This is a genomic window from Maritalea porphyrae, assembly GCF_027213965.1.
GTDB classification, from domain to species: domain Bacteria; phylum Pseudomonadota; class Alphaproteobacteria; order Rhizobiales; family Devosiaceae; genus Maritalea; species Maritalea porphyrae_A.
In genome coordinates, this window is the sequence record NZ_JAPWGX010000002.1 from 780,851 (window position 1) to 798,629 (window position 17,779).

Annotated in this window: 15 protein-coding genes; 11 read left to right on the forward strand and 4 right to left on the reverse strand. The window is 50.3% G+C overall.

Annotation, left to right across the window (positions count from 1 at the left end):
- The first annotated feature begins 1 nt into the window (after position 1).
- The 3 genes from O4H47_RS08575 to O4H47_RS08585 all read left to right on the forward strand — a co-directional run bounded on the left by O4H47_RS08575 (position 2) and on the right by O4H47_RS08585 (position 1,208).
- Positions 2-298 (forward strand): YciI family protein, encoded by a 297-nt coding sequence (locus tag O4H47_RS08575; RefSeq protein WP_269393541.1) that lies wholly within the window; start codon positions 2-4, stop codon positions 296-298.
- On the forward strand, positions 298-714 hold the full coding sequence (locus O4H47_RS08580; protein ID WP_269393542.1) for an EVE domain-containing protein: 417 nt from the start codon (positions 298-300) through the stop codon (positions 712-714). Before O4H47_RS08575 ends, O4H47_RS08580 begins: the two co-directional genes overlap by 1 nt.
- A 65-nt stretch (positions 715-779) precedes the next feature.
- Positions 780-1,208 carry a DUF1761 domain-containing protein gene (locus tag O4H47_RS08585; RefSeq protein ID WP_269393543.1) on the forward strand — a complete coding sequence of 143 codons (429 nt, stop codon included), beginning with the start codon at positions 780-782 and terminating at the stop codon, positions 1,206-1,208.
- A 70-nt stretch (positions 1,209-1,278) separates the two neighbouring features.
- Here the strand turns inward: O4H47_RS08585 and O4H47_RS08590 are convergent, their stop codons facing one another.
- Positions 1,279-1,473, reverse strand: a complete 195-nt coding sequence (locus O4H47_RS08590; protein WP_269393544.1) for a DUF1674 domain-containing protein — start codon at positions 1,471-1,473, stop codon at positions 1,279-1,281.
- A 102-nt stretch (positions 1,474-1,575) separates the two neighbouring features.
- Between O4H47_RS08590 and htpX the strand changes: the two genes are divergently transcribed.
- From htpX to purH, 4 genes are all read left to right on the forward strand, one after another.
- Positions 1,576-2,547, forward strand: coding sequence for a zinc metalloprotease HtpX (gene htpX / locus O4H47_RS08595; RefSeq protein ID WP_269393545.1), 972 nt, complete (start codon positions 1,576-1,578; stop codon positions 2,545-2,547).
- 18 nt (positions 2,548-2,565) lie between these two features.
- The gene (locus O4H47_RS08600) at positions 2,566-3,870 is read left to right on the forward strand and encodes an RsmB/NOP family class I SAM-dependent RNA methyltransferase (protein ID WP_269393546.1); all 1,305 of its coding nucleotides are present in this window, start codon (positions 2,566-2,568) and stop codon (positions 3,868-3,870) included.
- A gap of 82 nt (positions 3,871-3,952) precedes the next feature.
- Complete coding sequence (locus tag O4H47_RS08605) at positions 3,953-5,599, forward strand: heparinase II/III family protein (RefSeq protein ID WP_269393547.1); 1,647 nt, start codon at positions 3,953-3,955, stop codon at positions 5,597-5,599.
- A gap of 92 nt (positions 5,600-5,691) precedes the next feature.
- Positions 5,692-7,293, forward strand: coding sequence for a bifunctional phosphoribosylaminoimidazolecarboxamide formyltransferase/IMP cyclohydrolase (purH, locus tag O4H47_RS08610; RefSeq protein WP_269393548.1), 1,602 nt, complete (start codon positions 5,692-5,694; stop codon positions 7,291-7,293).
- 59 nt (positions 7,294-7,352) lie between these two features.
- Here the strand turns inward: purH and O4H47_RS08615 are convergent, their stop codons facing one another.
- On the reverse strand, positions 7,353-7,904 hold the full coding sequence (locus tag O4H47_RS08615; protein WP_269393549.1) for a hypothetical protein: 552 nt from the start codon (positions 7,902-7,904) through the stop codon (positions 7,353-7,355).
- Between the two features lie 124 nt (positions 7,905-8,028).
- Here O4H47_RS08615 and ppa point away from each other — a divergent pair, with 124 nt between their 5' ends.
- A complete protein-coding gene (gene ppa, locus O4H47_RS08620; RefSeq protein ID WP_269393550.1) occupies positions 8,029-8,562 on the forward strand; it encodes an inorganic diphosphatase in 534 nt (177 codons plus the stop codon).
- Positions 8,563-8,602: 40 nt separating this feature from the next.
- On the opposite strand, the gene O4H47_RS08625 is transcribed toward ppa, so the two are convergent.
- Together O4H47_RS08625 and O4H47_RS08630 are read right to left on the reverse strand one after the other, a co-directional pair.
- The gene (locus O4H47_RS08625) at positions 8,603-9,976 is read right to left on the reverse strand and encodes an MFS transporter (protein ID WP_269393551.1); all 1,374 of its coding nucleotides are present in this window, start codon (positions 9,974-9,976) and stop codon (positions 8,603-8,605) included.
- A gap of 136 nt (positions 9,977-10,112) precedes the next feature.
- The gene (locus O4H47_RS08630) at positions 10,113-14,894 is read right to left on the reverse strand and encodes an NAD-glutamate dehydrogenase (RefSeq protein ID WP_269393552.1); all 4,782 of its coding nucleotides are present in this window, start codon (positions 14,892-14,894) and stop codon (positions 10,113-10,115) included.
- Between the two features lie 202 nt (positions 14,895-15,096).
- On the opposite strand from O4H47_RS08630, the gene leuC reads away from it, so the two are divergent.
- The 3 genes from leuC to O4H47_RS08645 all read left to right on the forward strand — a co-directional run bounded on the left by leuC (position 15,097) and on the right by O4H47_RS08645 (position 17,779).
- Positions 15,097-16,500 (forward strand): 3-isopropylmalate dehydratase large subunit, encoded by a 1,404-nt coding sequence (leuC, locus tag O4H47_RS08635; protein WP_269393553.1) that lies wholly within the window; start codon positions 15,097-15,099, stop codon positions 16,498-16,500.
- Positions 16,501-16,510: 10 nt separating this feature from the next.
- The gene (locus tag O4H47_RS08640; RefSeq protein ID WP_269393554.1) at positions 16,511-17,098 is read left to right on the forward strand and encodes a DUF4893 domain-containing protein; all 588 of its coding nucleotides are present in this window, start codon (positions 16,511-16,513) and stop codon (positions 17,096-17,098) included.
- 111 nt (positions 17,099-17,209) lie between these two features.
- The gene (locus O4H47_RS08645; protein WP_269393555.1) at positions 17,210-17,779 is read left to right on the forward strand and encodes a DUF998 domain-containing protein; all 570 of its coding nucleotides are present in this window, start codon (positions 17,210-17,212) and stop codon (positions 17,777-17,779) included.

Genomic DNA, 17,779 nt, shown 5'->3' on the forward strand with positions numbered 1-17,779 from the left:
TATGTATTTTGTGATTTCTGGGCGCGATCGGCCCGATGCATTGGAAAAGCGTAAGGAAACGCGGGCGGCGCATTTGTCGTATTGGGGTGATCTGGGGGCTGATTTGAAATTGGCTGGGCCTTATTTGGATGAAAATGGCAACCCAACTGGCAGCTTGATCATTATTGAAGCACCTACAATTGTTGCAGCGCGCACCTATGCGGAAGCTGATCCATATGTGACCCAAGGGGTATTTGAATCTGTTGGGGTGACCGAATGGATGTGGGCGGTGAACGCCCCAGAAAAGGCGGATAGCTAATGGCCTATTGGTTGTTTAAGAGCGAACCGAACACTTGGGGTTGGGACGATCAGGTTAAAAAAGGTGCGCCAGAAGAATGGGATGGGGTGCGCAACTATCAGGCGCGCAACAATATGCGCGAAATGAAAGTTGGCGATCTTGGCTTCTTTTATCATTCCATCAAAGAAAAACGCATCGTTGGTATCGTGCGGGTTGCTGTAGAAGCGCATCCGGACAGTAAAACTGATGATGAGCGATGGGAATGCGTTGATATTGAAGCGGTGAAACCGTTTGAAACCCCCATTACGCTTGATGACATTAAGGCGCACCCGGAATTGGGCGATATGATTTTGGTCAACAATTCTCGTTTGTCGGTTCAACCTGTCTCGGCCAAGGAATGGCAGATCATTTGCAAGATGGGTGGCGTCACGCCATAATTGAATGGTGATCGCATGTTTTGCGATCCTTCATTTGCAAATGACAAGAGGGAGATTTTGGGGACATGTCGCACTTTGCAGATATTAATTGGCTGGCCGTTGTGCTGGCCGCGGTGGCCAGTATGGCGCTGGGCATGGGGTGGTATTCAATCCTAGGCAACCAGTGGATGGCGGCCTTGGGTAAAACGCGTGAAGAGTTGATGCCTGAGGGCAAAAACTCATCCATGCCGTTTATCATTGCGGGCATTTGCCAATTGGTGATGGCCTATTTTTTACTTTTGCTAACCCGCGCAATTATGGACACAAGCGCTGCCGATATCCAAATCCTGGATGCGGTGGTCGTTGGCGCACATATGTGGTTTGGCTTTTTGATGACAGGCATGATCTTAAACCATGCCTACCAGGGCCAGAAAAAATCGCTCACCCTCATTGATGGGGGCTATTTGTTGGGCGTGATGATTGTGCAAGGCGTTGTGATTGGGCTTTTGGCATAAAGCCAAAGCAATTATCGAAACAAAAGAATATGCCGCTCCGGTTCGCTGGGGCGGTTTTTCTTTGTGCCGGTCAAAAGTCTGACGCAATGCCTTTGTTTTCCCAGTCGCCATAGCGGGCGGGATCGGGGCCTTTTTTACCGTTGATTTCGCGTGGTGCGGTTTCAGACACTTTATCAATTTGTGCGCGGCGGGCCTTGGCCTCTTCAAGTGCCTGCTGGGCGATCTTGGGATCGGGGCGCTTGGCGTTTGGGTCTGTTTTGGCCATTGTACGGTCGCCTTTGGGTTTGCGATGCTGCCTTAATTTGACCCTTGTCAGGGCCATAGTTGAATACCATCTATATCACTGAGTGTGAAATAGGAGTTTTGCATGTTCAATGCAATAAGAACAACATTTTTGCTGGCGGTGATGACCGGACTGTTTATGGCGGTTGGGTTTGTTGTTGCGGGTAGCTTTGGGATGTTTTTTGCGTTGGCGCTGGCGCTTATTACCAATCTGATTGCCTATTGGAACTCAGATAAGATGGTTTTGCGCATGCAGCGGGCGCGTGAACTGGGCTGGCGTGACAGCCCGGACTTGTTTGAACTGGTTGAGCGCCTTTCTCTGCGCGCAGGTATTCCAATGCCTAAACTCTATCTCATGGACAACAAACAACCCAATGCTTTTGCAACAGGTCGAAATCCTGAGAATGCAGCGGTTGCTGTTTCCACCGGGCTTTTGAGCCATTTGGAATATGATGAAATTGGCGCGGTGATTGCCCATGAATTGGCGCATATTCGTTCTCGCGATACGCTGACGATGACTGTAACGGCTACCTTTGCAGGGGCCATTTCCATGTTAGCGCAATTCGGTCTGTTTTTTGGTGCGCGAAACACCAATAGTCCGCTTGGACCCGTTGCTTCGATCGTGATGATTATTGTTGCGCCGATGGCAGCTTTGATGGTGCAAATGGCGGTTAGCCGCACCCGGGAATATGAGGCGGACAAAGATGGGGCCATGATTTGTGGTGATCCTTTGGCTTTGGCCAGAGCGCTGGGCAAGATATCCAAGTTGGCGAAGAACTTTGAAAACCCGTTTGCCCGACGCTCACCGGGCATGGCGCATCTGTTTATTATCAACCCTTTAGCTGGGCGTGGGGCGGATAATATGTTCTCCACCCATCCAAATGTCGAAAACCGAATTGCAGCTTTGCTTGAATTGTCTAAGCAAATGCAGGTAGAAGAGCGCCAACAAGGCGAAATTGGACGTGTTTTGCATTCCCCTCAATCGACACGAGGCGGGTGGCGGACACCAAATAGCCACGTTTCTGATAAAAACCAGCCCAAAGGCCCTTGGGGCTAAGCTGTTCTAGGAAATTGCATGAGTAGACATTCGCAAGCCACTGGGTTTGATATCCGGCGTTCGGCCGCACAAAGGTTGCAAACTGTTTTGACTGGTGCACCATTTGTGCCCTTTTCTGTCCGCGAGATCGCTGATCCGCGCGATAGGGCTCTGGCCAATAAGTTGGTGACCGTAAGCTTGCGGCGACATGGGCAATTGAGCCAAATTCTAAATTCAGTGCTGGAAAAAGGCATGCCGAAACGGGCGGGCCTATTTGAAGCGGCACTGCGCATCGGCATTGCGCAATTGTTGTTTTTGCCCGATATGGGCGAGCATTCAGCCATTCATTTGGCGGTTGAAGTGATCAAAAAAGATCGACGCGCAGGTCGGTTTGCGAAATTGGCCAATGCGGCTTTGCGCAATGTGCAGCGTGGGTTTGCGGTTGAAGATCTTAATCCAAAAGACTTGGTGCCCGCTTGGGTGTTTGCGCGCTGGGAAAAGCATTTTGGTGAAGAGGCCGCGCTTGGGATGATCGAAGCGCTTTTGGCACCAGTGCCGTTGGATTTGACGGGCAAGCCAACAGAAGATCAAACCGTCTTGTTTGAAAAAATGGGCGCGGTGAAAAATCTCGGGCAAAGTCATCGTCTTGAAGACCGTGACGTCTCGGTTGAAGACTTGCCAGGTTACGCTGAAGGGCGCTGGTGGGTGCAGGACTTAGCTGCGACCTTGCCTGTGCATTTGGCCAAGCCGAAATCGGGTCAAAAAGTATTGGATATATGTGCCGCACCGGGCGGTAAAACTGCCCAGCTTGCGGTCACTGGTGCTGAAGTTACCGCAGTTGATTTGGACGGCAAGCGGCTTGAGCGGGTCAAGGAAAATCTTGACCGACTGGGGCTTAAAGCCAAATTGATTGAGGCGGATGCGACCAATCTTTCTACAGAACAGCTATATGATTTGGTGGTGTTGGATGCGCCATGTAGTGCAACGGGCACTTATCGTCGCCACCCCGAAGTTTTGTGGCACCGACGTGAAAAAGACATCAAGCAGCGCGCGCAGTTGCAGGCTGAAATGTTGAAGAATGCCGCTAAATTGGTGGGCGTTGGCGGTCAATTGGTGTTTTGCACATGTTCTTTGGAACCTGAAGAAGGTGAAGGCCAAATCAAAGCCTTCTTGCACAAACATGGGGACTTCGAAGTGGTGCCCGTTTTGAAAGAAGAGCTGGAAAACTGGGCAGAACCGATCCTTGAGGGCGGGTTTTTGCGCGCGCTCCCCAGTATGGCGACACCCCAAAAGGGTTCGGGTATGGACGGCTTCTTTGCGGCAAGGTTGCAACGCACAAAATAAAAAGTGGTTGCAATGGTTTTCACTAAGTGAGAATCGATTGCGCGCGTGCTATCTTCATCTCAAGACTTAAGGAACGTTATACGTGTCAGGCGGACCATTTTTGCGTCGTACATTAGGGGCCATTGCAGACGGGCTGATCACCAGCCCGGCATTTCGTTGGGCTTGGGCCGCACCTGAAAAGGGCGACGTGAAGCACAAGCTTTTGGAAATCCGCCCGGCCGATGCCTATAATGTGGCCGACATGATGATTGGCCAATATTTGTTGGCCCAACGTTTGGTCGATACCGGTGGCACCACCCCTTTTGCAGTTGATTATGCAAGTGCGCGTTGGTTTGACGAACTGCACAGTTTTACGTGGCTGCGGCATTTCTCTGCGGTGCAAGACGAAGGCTCAAAAAAGTTCGCGGGCACGCTCGCCATGGATTGGGTTTCGCGTTACGGCCATTTTTCCAAACGAGTTTGGGACAATAAGCTGACCGCTCTGCGGGTGCTGAATTGGATCAAGCATTTCGATCAATTGTGCTTTGGGATGAACGAGGCAAGGCGCGCGAATGTTTTGCGCAGTCTTGTTGAGCAAGTGCAATGTTTGCGCGTGCGGATCAATTTTGAAGCTGATCCGGCGCGGCGTTTGTTGATGCGTGTGGCATTGCTTGGGGCCGCAGTTGCATTTCAGTCTTCAAAAGAAGAAATTGTAAGACTGCTTGATCGCACCATCTTGTCGCTGAGCCGGCAAATCGATGACAAAGGAATGCACCGCAGCCGTAATGGTGAAATGCAATTCTTGTTGTTGTTGGAAATGATCCCGGTACGCCATGCGGTGACGCCCATTTCTCCTGAAGGGGGCAAAAAGTTTGCCGCTGTGCTTGATAAGATGCATCACAGTTTGGCGCTGCTGATGCACACCACGGGTGAGCTATCTTTCTTCAACAATGCGCGTGCGGTTCCCCATGAAATGTTGCTGGCGGTGCAATCGCGAGCCAATAACAACCTTGAGATCGCTGGCGGCGAGGTTAATGCTGGATATGGCGCACTGCTGGGCGCTGAATCAAAATTGATCGTGGATGGCGGCATGGAGCTGGGCGGTGATTTTCGCGCTGACCTATTTGCTGGTGCGGCAAGCTTTGAATATAGCTTTCGTAATGACTTGATCGTAAGCAATTGTGGGCCGGGTCCGGCTTCTTTGGGGGAAGATGCGCAACTGTTTCGGTTGCCCGCGTCTCATTCAACCCTTGAAATTGAGTATCGGGGAGCCTTTCCGTTCAAACCGGAAAAACTTGTTCGGCAGCACATGGCGGCAAATCGAGGGGTTGTTCCCAAGATTGATCTGGCTGAAAAAAGCGTTGATTTGACCAATAAGGGCTATCAGCGCCTTGCGGGCATTTCTCACGTGCGGAGTTTGAACGTTTTGGCGCGGGAGGGTGACGCTCTGCTTGGCCAAGATGTGATTTCTTGTGACATGAGCCATAAGCACGCACCAGATGAGTTTTTGCTGCGGTTCCACCTAGGCCCTGGTGTGCAGGCAAATATGGATGAGAGCGCAAACCAGATAGAGTTGAAATTGCGCTCAGGTGCAACGTGGGCTTTTATTTGGGAAGGGGCGCAGGCCATGATTGAGCAGAGCGTGCGCTATTCTGCGCATAAGGGGCTTGAACCCATTCAGCAAATTGTGTTGAGCGGCGGCATCAGTGCGCATCAGGAAGTTGTTTGGACATTCATGCCACGCTCTTAAAGGCCATTGTTGAGTGGAAAAAGCACTGTAGAGCGGGTTTCTTTTTGAAAATTATCGTGCTAGCGAAGCGACTTCAGCGCTGCTAGCGCGAATTGGACCCAACAACAGATGAGTTTGCCGTGACCATCAAACGCGCCCTTCTTTCCGTTTCCGACAAAACAGGCCTTGCCGATTTCGCCCGTCATCTGGTTGCCCATGGGGTTGAGTTGATCTCAACTGGTGGCACCAAAAAGATGCTAGAGGACGAAAAAATTCCCGTCATTGATGTGGCTGAGGTCACCGGGTTTCCCGAAATCATGGATGGTCGAGTTAAGACCTTACACCCCAAAATTCATGGTGGTTTGTTGGGGCGTCGCGATAGTGACAGCCACAAAAGCGCTATGCGCATTCATCAAATCTCAAACATCGATTTGCTGGTTTCAAATCTTTATCCGTTCGTAGCAACAGTTAAGTCTGGAGCCGACTATGATACCATTATCGAAAACATCGATATTGGTGGCCCAGCCATGATACGTGCAGCGGCGAAAAACCACGCCGCGGTTACAGTAATTGTTGATCCGGATGATTACGATAAAGTGGTTGAAGAATTGGCTCAAAATGGCGAAGTGCCATTGAAAGCGCGCCAGCGTTTCGCGGCTAAAGCCTATGCCCGCACTGCGGCGTACGATGCTGCTATTTCAACATGGTTTGCTGAAACACTAGAGTTTGACGAAATTCCTTATCGCAGTTTTTCGGGCAAGCTGGATCAGGTTATGCGTTATGGTGAAAACCCTCATCAATGGGCGGCTTTTTACAAAGATGGTTCCGACCGGGTTGGGGTTGCGACTGCCGAGCAAATTCAAGGCAAGGCGCTTTCTTATAACAATATCAACGACACGGACGCCGCTTTTGAGTTGGTCAGTGAATTTGACCCAAGCGAGCAGGCCGCTGTTGCCATCATCAAACATGCGAACCCATCTGGGGTGGGCCTTGGTGAAAACTTGGTTGAAGCTTACGAGAAGGCTTTGCGTTGCGACAAAGATTCTGCCTTTGGCGGCATTGTTGCGCTAAATCGTGAAATTGATGCGGATGTTGCCGAGCAAATCATTAAGGTCTTTACTGAAGTGATTATTGCGCCAAGCGCAACACCACAGGCATTGGCGATTTTTGAAACCAAAAAGAACCTACGTTTGCTACTAACCGGTGGTTTGACCGACACTAAGGCTGATGGGCTAACAGTTAAGTCTGTTTCTGGTGGTTTGTTGGTTCAGTCACGTGACAACAAAAATGTTGCAGACTGTGAATTGAACGTGGTGACCAAGCGACAGCCAACCGCACAGGAGCTAGCCGATCTTAAAGTTGCAGCGATCGTGGCCAAGCACGTTAAATCCAACGCGGTGATTTACACCAAAGATGGGGCAACGGTTGGTATTGGCGCGGGACAAATGAAGCGCGTGGATTCGTCCAATATTGCGCACCGCAAGTCAAAAGATGCGGCTAAAGCCATCAAGCAAAAAGGGGCACTGACCGAGGGTTCTGTTGTAGCATCTGACGCGTTCTTCCCCTTTGCGGATGGGTTGATTGCGGCAGTTGATGCGGGCGCTACAGCGGTCATTCAGCCGGGTGGTTCAATTCGTGATGATGAAGTGATTGCAGCGGCGGACGAAGCGGGCATTGCGATGATCTTCACGGGCATGCGCCATTTCCGCCACTAATCATCGGATGACGACAATGTTGATTGAGCCCGGGTGCCATTGGCCCCGGGCTTTTTCGTTCACTCACCCCAATTGATGGGTTCGTTTGCGCAATCGAATGTTTCAGCAAGACTATCCGCTAGGTCGCGGGCAATTTGGTTGGCATCTTTGTATTTTGAGGCATTGATGCGGGCCACTTGGCAGGTTGCGCCTTGTTCCACCTTTGTCACGATCAAAAACTGTTGTTTGTCGCCCATGCCATCTTCGGTGAAATATCTTAGAATGGTGGCGATGGGGGTTAGGCCTTTTGTGCGATTAGCCAAGCGCCATTCTAGGGTTTCACCAATAGTGTTGAACGGGGATAGGGTTTGTTCTGCGGCACGTTCATTGAGTGAATTGAGGCCATAACTGACAAACATGCGCAAATCGCCCTCTGCCACCATCACCGGATATCCACGATAGCCCGGACAGGCAAAAGTGGCGCCAAAATCGTCAGCGTGGATGATTGAGCAATCATTATTGAGGTCAATTTTTGTGTAGACGCTGCTGTTTTCCTCAGCAAATGCGCCAGAGCAGAACAACGACAGGAACGTCAGTTGAACAAGAAAGGCCCCAATAGTGGATTTGCGCATGATCGATTTCCTCCCATTTTGGTCAATTTATCGCATTTGACCCATTATGGCTTGCAATCATGGCAGGGGCTAGGCATTAGTTCTGGCAAAATCTCGTTATATGATCATCAAAGGGAGCAGATTGATGGATCTCAATGCAATTGGTGCCGGCAAGAACCCACCAGAGGAAATCAATGTTGTGATTGAAGTGCCGGTTGGCGGCGAGCCGATCAAGTACGAATTTGACAAAGACAGCGGTGCGATTTTTGTTGATCGCTTCTTGCACACACCAATGCGCTACCCTGGCAATTATGGTTTTGTGCCCAACACGCTATGCGGCGACGGCGATCCTTTGGATGTTGTGGTGATGAATACACGCCCAATTATGCCTGGCGCGGTGATCAAATGTCGCCCAATTGGTGTTTTGATCATGGAAGACGACGGTGGCATGGATGAGAAGCTGTTGGCGCTGCCAATTTCAAAGCTCACCAAATCCTATGAAAAAATCAAAGATATTTCAGATATGCCTGAAATTGAAGTGGCAAAAGTTGAACATTTCTTTACGCACTATAAAGACCTTGAGCCAGGTAAATGGGCCAAAATTGAAGGCATTAAGGGCGTTGAAGTGGCCAAGCAGATTATCTTGGACAGCATCGCGTTGCACAATAAGCAAGGTTAATCGTTTGATACTCTTGAGTTGAATTTGGGAAGGGTCGGCTTTACGCCGGCCCTTTTTGTTTGACGAAGTAAAGGCCGATTAATCCCAACAACATCAAAACCACAATCGGCGAGATGCCGATCTGCTGTGATCCGGACCAACCTGTAGCAAGGGCCACTGCAATGGGGCCGATAAAGGCCGTTGCGCGGCCAGAGAAAGCGTAAAGACCAAAGGCCTCGGTTACCTCTTCATGGCGCACTTGATGCACCAGCAAGGTGCGCGATGCGGCCTGGATCGAACCGCCAAATGCTCCAATAAGGGTGCCCGCGAAGTAGAATGTCAAAAGCGGTGCGCCGCTGCTTGCATCAACGGGAATGACGAAGAGAATGTAAGTTTGGGTTGTGGACACAACCAGTAAGCAAGCGAGCACCAGCACAAGACAAGAGAAGGCCACCACAGGTTTGGGGCCGAATTTCTTGTCCATTTTGCCGCCGATGAATGAGCCAATGGCGCCGGCAAGCGCGGCAATGATGCCAAAAATGCCGACTTGAGTAACGCTTAGGCCCAGAACACCTGCCGCATAGATGCCGCCAAAGGCGTAAAGCGCGTTCAGCCCGTCGCGATAGAAGAGTGAGGAAAGTAGAAATGCGAAATAGCTTTTGCGTTCTGGCAAGGTTTTGATTGTTGCAGCAAGCTTGTGCAACCCAAGCGAAATCGCACTCTTTCTTGCTTGTCGCTTTTTGACGTCTGGTACAAAAAAGAAAAGGGGGGTGACAAAAATCAAATACCAAATTGCCGTAAATGGACCGGATGCACGGTCACCTTCATAGGTGGTGCCATCTAGTCCAAAAAGCGGGTTGAGGCCGATTAGGGTTTTACCCGTTTCTGGGTCACTGGTCGCCATAAATGCCAAGATGAATATTAGCGAGGTTACCCCGCCCACATATCCGAGTGCCCAGCCGTTACCTGATAGTTCGCCAAGCTCTTCGCGGGACACAAGGTCCGGCATCATGGCATTGTTGAAAATGGCTGCAAACTCAAAGCCAATCATGGCGACCACGAGGCCGATGAGCGCGATAATGACCGCATTTTCGGTTCCTGGTGTGGCGAAATAAAGAGAGAATGCGCCAGAAATAGCAAGAATCGAAAAGAGGGCGATATAGGGTTTTCTGGGACCCGTTGCGTCAGATATTGCGCCCAAAATTGGGGCCAGCAATGCAATGATCAGGCCCCCAATGGCCACGGCCCAACCCCAAGATGTTTGGGCTTGTGCGCCATTTGCGGCAATGTGGTGGGCGAAGTAGGGACCAAAAATGAACGTTAAGATCACGGTATGAAAAGGCTGTGCGGCCCAGTCAAAGAACATCCAGCTGACCCGCGCTCTTTTTGTCACGGTTGTTGGCTGTTCTGCGTTTGCGGAAATTAGGTCCGTCATTTGTTTCTCCCCCAAGAAAAGCTCCATCACCATAGGGTGCAATTTTAGAATGGGGAATAGGCTGATTTTGCAACAGACGCATGAAAAAGGCCCCGGCAATTGAATTGTCGGGGCCTTTGTTTGATGTTTTTTTGATTTAGCCGCGGGCCAAATCTGACAGCAAACCTGCTGCTACTGAAAGCCTTGAGACGCTCAAGGTACTTTCTGTAATGCCCGCAACCATTTCGCGGCACCGTTCAATGTCGTCGCGGCGTGCTTCATGCCAAGCGGCCAAGCCGGTTTCAACATCAGCGCTGTCGAAAGTAAGAACATCTAGAGTAATGTCGCGCTGTGCACGCATTAGGTTTGCAATGGCCCGATCAAGTGCCATGCGATCATAATAGTCTTTGACCTCAATGGTTTGAATTTGCTCCGTGATATGGCCAAGTTGGAAGGTTTCTAGAACCGCAAAATAGGTTCTCGCCGCATCTTCCACCGAGATGTTCGCGCGTTCGCTGACCAGCACAACTTCTGTGGCCAAAGTGAGCGCTGAAAGTTGCGCGATGCGTTTGGCCAAACCGTCTGGGGTGCCACCTTCTTCAAAGCTTTTGGCTTGGTCAGAAACAGAGGCTGCCACAAATGCTGGAAGCACTTCGTCGAACATTGTGCGAATTGTCTCAATGCCTTTTGAATAGGTTTCAACAACTGTTGAAATACCGTCGGCAAAATTGACGTTTCGCAAGAACCAAGCGGTTTGTTGCAGCAGAAGTGTGCGCAGCTCATCATAGAGTTCGAGCTGAGTTTCCCCTTTGATCTTTGTGTCCAAAGCATCAATGGCAAGGTTCATATCGGTCAAGCCAAAGCTGTCGCGGGCGGCAGCGTAAGCAGCGGCCACCTGTGAAGCATCGGAACCTGTTGCTGCTGCAACGCGGTGCACAAAGTCAGGGCCGCCCCGGTTGATCATGGCGTTGCACAATACCGTTGCAATCACTTCGCGCCGCAAGCGGTGGTTCTTGATTGTATCGGGGTGCTCGTCAGCCAATTGATCGGGGAAATAACGAAACAGCTCTTTGCCCAAATATGGATCATCTGGCACTTCGCTTTCTAGCAATTCGGCATAAAGCGTGTTTTTCGCATAAGCCAAGATTACCGCCAATTCTGGTCGGTAAAGGCCGGCGCCTTGGGCTTCGCGTTCCATCAGGTCAACATGTTTAGGCAGATATTCAACCTTGCGGTTCAAATGGCCTGCCGCCTCAAGCGCTTTCATGAAATCAGCATGATAGGGTAAGTCGCTCTGATTTCTGCGTTCAGCCAATGAAATGGCTAGGGTCTGCAAATAGTTGTTGCGCAAACACAATTGAGCCACTTCATCGGTCATTTCTGCCAAGAAGGTGTTTCGTTGCTCATAATTGAGTGTGCCATCGCGCACCAATGTGCCCAATGCGATTTTGATGTTCACTTCCAAATCTGAAGAGTTTACCCCGGCAGAATTGTCGATCGCATCCGTGTTGATGCGGCCCCCTGCGCGGGCAAATTCGACACGACCCAATTGGGTTATGCCAAGGTTGGCCCCTTCGCCGATGGCTTTTGCGCCCACTTCCGAACCGGTGATGCGAATGGCGTCGTTTGCACGATCGCCCGCTTCTGCATCGCTTTCTGTGCTGGCCCGAACATAGGTGCCAATGCCACCAAACCATAAAAGGTCCACCTTGGAGACTAAAATGGCCCGCATTAATTCATTCGGCGTCATCTCGTCTTTTTCTAGTCCCAGGGCATCAACAGCTTCTTGAGAAAGCTTGATCGATTTTGATGTGCGCGGATAAATGCCGCCACCGTTTGAAAGGAGCGATTGGTCATAATCTTGCCAACTTGACCGCCCCATCTCAAAGATCCGTTTGCGCTCAGCCCAGGTGGTTGCTGGGTCTGGATTTGGGTCAATAAAGATGTCGCGGTGGTCAAATGCGGCGATTAGTTTTGTGGCTTTAGACAAAAGCATGCCGTTGCCAAACACATCCCCAGACATGTCGCCCACGCCAACGGCCGTAAACGGCTGTGTTTGGATGTCGCGGTCAAGTTCGCGGAAATGGCGTTTTACTGCCTCCCAACCGCCGCGGGCAGTAATGCCCATCTTTTTGTGGTCATAGCCAACCGACCCACCTGATGCAAATGCGTCAGAAAGCCAGAATTGGCGTTCATCGGATATGGCATTGGCTGTGTCGGAGAAGGTTGCTGTACCCTTGTCGGCCGCGACCACTAAATATGCATCATCTCCATCAATACGGGTGACATCTTTAGGGGGAATGATTTTGTCGCCATCAAGATTGTCAGTGATGTCGAGTAATGAACCGATGAAGATTTTGTAGGCTTCTGTGCCTTCCGCCAAAAACTCTTCGCGGCTTGCGTTGCTTTTGATTTGTTTGGGCACAAAGCCGCCTTTTGCGCCAACCGGAACAATCACGGCGTTTTTCACCATTTGAGCCTTAACAAGACCCAATACTTCCGTGCGAAAATCTTCTGGGCGATCCGACCAGCGCAGGCCGCCACGGGCGATCATGCCGCCGCGCAAATGCACACCTTCAACCCGTGGGCTATAGACATGGATTTCACGGAATGGACGTGGTTCAGGCAAACCATCAACCTTTGAAGCATCATATTTGATGGCCAAAGCCGGGCGTCGCTTGCCGTTGACACGTTGGAAAAAGTTGGTACGTAAACTTGAATCCACGAGGTTTACGAACCGGCGTACGATCGTGTCATCGTCTAGCGAGGTAATAGCTTGCAATGCCGCGGAGATGGTTTCGCGCGCGTTTGCTTCAACGCTTGTGCGATCGCCAACAAAGTCGGGTGCGTGGCGCACGTGGAATAAATCCACGATGGCTTGGGCAACGTCTGGATGTTTGGCCAACGTGTCCCACATATAGCGCTGGGAATAGGCTATTTTTGTTTGCTTGAGGTAACGACCAAGCGCTCGGATGATTGAAACATCGTCCCATTCCATTGCGGCGCGAACAGTGAGCTTGTTGTAGCCGTCGTTTTCCGCATCTTTATACCAAACAGCTTTAATGGCCCTTTCGATCACATTGTCCACTTGGGTCAAATCTTGATCTACACCGGGGGCTTTGATCGTCATGTCGTGCAAAATACGTTCATCTGTGTTTTGCGGTATGACGGTGTAGGTGCGCTCGTTGTTGACCTTAAACCCAAAGTTTTCAAGCATAGGCACCCGCGCGCTCAACGGAATTGCCGTTGCACGGTGGTAGAGCTTAAGCGAATAAGCGCCTTCGCGTCTTGAATGTTTGCTCAAGCGAACAGCAATTTGCTTTTCGTCTTTGAGCAATTGGAATTGCTCTATGTCTTTTAAAGCTTCCGCGTGGCCATATTTTTCTTGATAGGCATTCGTGAAAGCGTTCGCATAATCAAGGATTGCGCGCGGATCTTTCGCGGTCGCCAAAAGCCGATCACCGTAGCTATAGGTGAGATCAGTGATATGGGCTTCAAGTTCATCACGGCTTGGTCGCGGTGTGACACCCCCGTTTCGGCCAAGAATAAAGTGTACAGAGACCAATTCACCTTCTGGGAAATTCGGGTAATAGGTTGACACCCGCGCATCATATTGCTCAGCCAGATACTCGCCTACTTGTTCACGAATTGTGGATGTGTAGCGATCTCGGGCCATGAACATGATGATCGACACGAAATTGTCGAAAGGATCTATGCGCGGTAGCACGCGCACGCGTGGCCGATCAGCAAGGGCAGAAATTGTGGTCGCAAATTCAAACAATAAATCTTCGTCGATCTGAAACAGCTCTTCGCGCGGATAATTGTCGAGTGCACTCATTAGGGCTTTGCCTGAGTGCGAATTTGGATTGTGACCTGATCTGCGCATCACTTCCATGACTTTGCGGCGGAGCAAAGGCACTTCTGTATGTGGTGTGGCCAAGGACATTGATGTGAAAAGGCCAATAATGCGCAATTCACCTGCGATTGATCCATCTTCGTTGAACTGTTTGATGCCGATATAGTCCATATGCACACGGCGGTGCACTACAGACTTAATGTTGGCTTTGGTGACCATTAAGGGGTCAGATTTTGTCAAAAAGTCCGCGTGTTGGGCGGTCATTTCTACATAGTCTTGGCCGTGGCGGAGAAAGAATAAATTTGGGTCTGAAAGAATCCCAAGCCCGCTATTTGGAATGGGCTCCAAATTCGGCTCACCATCAATTTCGCTGAATTTATACTCGCGCATGCCAAGGAACGTGAAATTATGGTCTGCTAACCAGCCAAGAAAATGCATGCTTTCAGAAAGCACCGCTTCTTCCACTTGTGGCGGGTTATTGCGATAATTGCGCACCACATCGCCCAATTTCTCAAGCATTGGCCGCCAGCCAGCAACGGCGCGGCGCACTTGAACGAGAACGTTGTTCATTTCGGATTGAACAAGGTCTAGGGCTTTTGGGTCTAGCCCAGGATCAAAATGCACATGCAACAGGCTTTCGGTTGTTGCGCCATCTTCTAAGGTTTCTAAAACCTCAAGGTCTTTACCCTCGCCTTTAACGGGCAGCACAGGGTGAGCAAAAAGCCTAATGTCCGCACCGGAGGCGCGAATGGCGGCCAGTCCCGAATCAACAATAAAGGGCATGTCTTCGTTGAAAACATCAATGGTGTAGGTGTTGGACTTGTTGTTCAACGATGCAATCGTAATCGAATGTTCTTTGGACTGCCGCTTGCCTAGATTCTCATAGGACTGTCGCGCAATGGCAAGAAATTCGTCGATATCATAATGACTTAAGTCAGTATCGTCGATTGAGTTGATTAGGTGGACGAGAAAGTTCGAAAAGCTTTTCTCTGTTGCACGTAGCTCATGTGCTGCTGCAACCAAATGCGCTTTGTTGGAGGTTTTAACCTGCGCCATCGTTGTGACCCCTTTTGGTGATGACATGGGGTGAGCCTATTCCTTGAGTGTAAATAAATGAAGTAGGAAATGAGTGGAATATATTTGCTATGGGTCAAATTTGTTTTCTTGGTCGTCACGATCAAAGGGAACTGATCTTTGAGCGTTAGCCTTGACCCGGTTTCCTTACGGATTTAAAAACATGGATCGGAATTCCCTTTAGACCAAATCCTTGCGAGAAAATAGACAGATGACGAGCGCACGCACACTTTACGACAAGATCTGGGATGATCATTTGGTGACCAATAATGAGGACGGCACCAGCCATCTTTATATTGACCGCCACCTCGTGCATGAAGTTACAAGTCCGCAGGCTTTTGAAGGGTTGCGGATGGCGGGACGCAAAGTGCGCGCACCCTTGCGCACATTGGCTGTGGTTGACCACAATGTGCCAACGACCGATCGCTCAAATGGTATTGATGATCCAGACAGCAAGTTGCAAGTTGAAACCTTGGCGCAAAATGCCAAAGATTTTGATGTTGAGTATTTTGACGAGCTGGATAAACGCCAAGGCGTTGTGCACATTGTGGGCCCAGAGCAAGGCTTTACGCTGCCCGGCATGACCATTGTTTGTGGTGACAGCCACACATCAACTCATGGGGCGTTTGGTGCATTGGCGCACGGCATTGGCACCTCTGAAGTTGAGCATGTTTTGGCCACTCAAACGCTAATTCAGTCCAAAGCGAAAAATATGCGGGTAACCGTCAATGGCAAATTGCCTGATGGTGTAACAGCAAAAGACATCGTTTTGGCGATCATTGGCGAAATTGGCACTGCGGGTGGCACCGGCCATGTGATTGAATATGCTGGTGAAGCGATTGAAGCTTTGTCGATGGAAGGCCGGATGACGGTTTGTAACATGTCGATTGAAGGCGGTGCTCGCGCAGGTTTGATTGCACCAGACCAGAAGACATTTGACTATATTAAAGGCAAGCCGCGCGCACCAAAAGGCGAAGCGTTTGATATGGCGCGCGCCTATTGGGAAACACTACACACAGATGAAGGCGCGGTTTTTGATAAAGAAATCACGTTGGATGCAGCCAACTTGACCCCGATTGTTACGTGGGGCTCTTCACCTGAAGACGTTGTGGCGGTAACTGGCGTGGTGCCAAATCCCGATGAAATTGAGAACGAAAATACCCGCTCATCAAAATGGCGTGCGCTTGATTATATGGGGCTAAAGCCAGGCACAAAGATCACTGATATTACAATCGATCGCGTGTTTATTGGCTCGTGCACCAACGGGCGGATCGAAGACTTCCGCGCTGCAGCTGCAGTGTTAAAAGGCAAAAAGATTGCCCCAACCGTGAGCGCTATGATTGTGCCGGGGTCTGGTTTGGTTAAAGAGCAAGCCGAAGCTGAAGGGCTTGATCAGATCTTCTTGGATGCGGGTTGTGAATGGCGAGAGCCGGGTTGCTCCATGTGTTTGGCGATGAACGCCGACAAGTTGAAGCCGGAAGAACGCTGTGCTTCAACCTCAAACCGAAATTTTGAGGGTCGACAAGGCTTTAAAGGCCGGACCCATTTGGTTAGCCCAGCCATGGCGGCTGCGGCGGCAATCGCGGGCCACTTTGTGGATGTGCGCGATCTTTAGGAGTTAGAATATGATCAAGGCGAAACTGGTTCTTTCAACAATTTTCGCCTTGGTTTGCTCCACGGCCTACGCGGGTTCTTGTGTGCCTGATGGGCTTGATTTGTCCTCTCGTGATTTTTCTCGTCTTCATACAATTGATCAATCGCGGATAAAGGGCTTGGCCGAGGCCATGTTGGGCGAAAACGCTTCTGATCGCGCCATCGTCAAAGAACTATATAGCATGGGGATCGGTGCTCCCAAAGTGGTCCCAACAGGCAACTACAAATGCCGCACTATAAAGTTGGGCGGCATTTCTGCCTTGGTGAGTTACAAGTTTTTTGATTGTCGTATCAGTCAGGCGGGCGATCAATTGCGACTTGAAAAGCTTTCAGGTTCGCAACGATTTGTCGGCACTCTCCATATGCAAGAAACTGGCGTTGCCTACAAAGGGGCGTCACACTATGGCTATGAAGAACCTAGAGCCTATGGGGTAGATGGCGAGCACGATCAAGTGGGTTGCTTGTTTGAAGCTTTGGGCAAACCTACCTCGATATTGCTAGAATTGCCTGCCCCGCAGTTTGAGTCCGTTCACGATGTTATTGAACTTGTGCGTCAGTAACAAAGGATATGGTCGGATAACCGTTGGGTGCACTTGACAATTCACACATTTGAATATGAACTCCTTGGTTAAGCAATGCCGGTTTTGGCGTTGTCTTAAGGGGGCTAGCGGATGGTGCAAATCGGCCGAAGCTGGAGCCTATTTGGGATATGCATTTTCGTTGTTGCGGCGTTGATTGCACCCTTTTTTACGCATTCCGATTACAACTGGGTGCGACATACAACGGGTGAGCTTGCCGGCCAACAAATGCCGAATGCATGGATCATGCGGGTTGGTTTTATCAGCCTTGGCTTTGGCGTTTTTTTTGATGCGTTACAACTGACGGCTAAACATCGTCGTGACTACTATGCTTTTATGGTCTTTGGCGTTTGCATGATCGGGGCGGGGTCATTTAATCAACGCTCGATCGATACAACCCAATTTTTTGCCGCTCCCCTCGCTCATTGGCACGGTTTTTTCTTTTTGTTCGCGGCAATAGCGCTGGTTGTTGGGATCAGTTGGCGCGCCTATGTCACCCAAGATAAGTCATGCCGCATAGGGTCGATAGTGGTTGTGGCCTTGTTGGCAGGTTTAGTGCCTTTCGTTTTTTTAATGCCCCAATTTGCTGGCGCTGCCGAACGTGCTGTTCTGTTTGCCGCGTTGCTGTGGTTGGCCATGTTTTTTCGGCATCGGGCCACATAG

Excerpts from the sequence above, each read along its gene's own strand:
- O4H47_RS08575 (WP_269393541.1), top strand. The coding sequence starts at position 2 with ATGTATTTTGTGATTTCTGGGCGCGATCGGCCCGATGCATTGGAAAAG.
- O4H47_RS08580 (WP_269393542.1), top strand. The coding sequence starts at position 298 with ATGGCCTATTGGTTGTTTAAGAGCGAACCGAACACTTGGGGTTGGGAC.
- O4H47_RS08585 (WP_269393543.1), top strand. The coding sequence starts at position 780 with ATGTCGCACTTTGCAGATATTAATTGGCTGGCCGTTGTGCTGGCCGCG.
- O4H47_RS08590 (WP_269393544.1), bottom strand. The coding sequence starts at position 1,473 with ATGGCCAAAACAGACCCAAACGCCAAGCGCCCCGATCCCAAGATCGCC.
- htpX (WP_269393545.1), top strand. The coding sequence starts at position 1,576 with ATGTTCAATGCAATAAGAACAACATTTTTGCTGGCGGTGATGACCGGA.
- O4H47_RS08600 (WP_269393546.1), top strand. The coding sequence starts at position 2,566 with ATGAGTAGACATTCGCAAGCCACTGGGTTTGATATCCGGCGTTCGGCC.
- O4H47_RS08615 (WP_269393549.1), bottom strand. The coding sequence starts at position 7,904 with ATGCGCAAATCCACTATTGGGGCCTTTCTTGTTCAACTGACGTTCCTG.
- ppa (WP_269393550.1), top strand. The coding sequence starts at position 8,029 with ATGGATCTCAATGCAATTGGTGCCGGCAAGAACCCACCAGAGGAAATC.
- O4H47_RS08625 (WP_269393551.1), bottom strand. The coding sequence starts at position 9,976 with ATGACGGACCTAATTTCCGCAAACGCAGAACAGCCAACAACCGTGACA.
- O4H47_RS08630 (WP_269393552.1), bottom strand. The coding sequence starts at position 14,894 with ATGTCATCACCAAAAGGGGTCACAACGATGGCGCAGGTTAAAACCTCC.
- leuC (WP_269393553.1), top strand. The coding sequence starts at position 15,097 with ATGACGAGCGCACGCACACTTTACGACAAGATCTGGGATGATCATTTG.
- O4H47_RS08640 (WP_269393554.1), top strand. The coding sequence starts at position 16,511 with ATGATCAAGGCGAAACTGGTTCTTTCAACAATTTTCGCCTTGGTTTGC.
- O4H47_RS08645 (WP_269393555.1), top strand. The coding sequence starts at position 17,210 with ATGGTGCAAATCGGCCGAAGCTGGAGCCTATTTGGGATATGCATTTTC.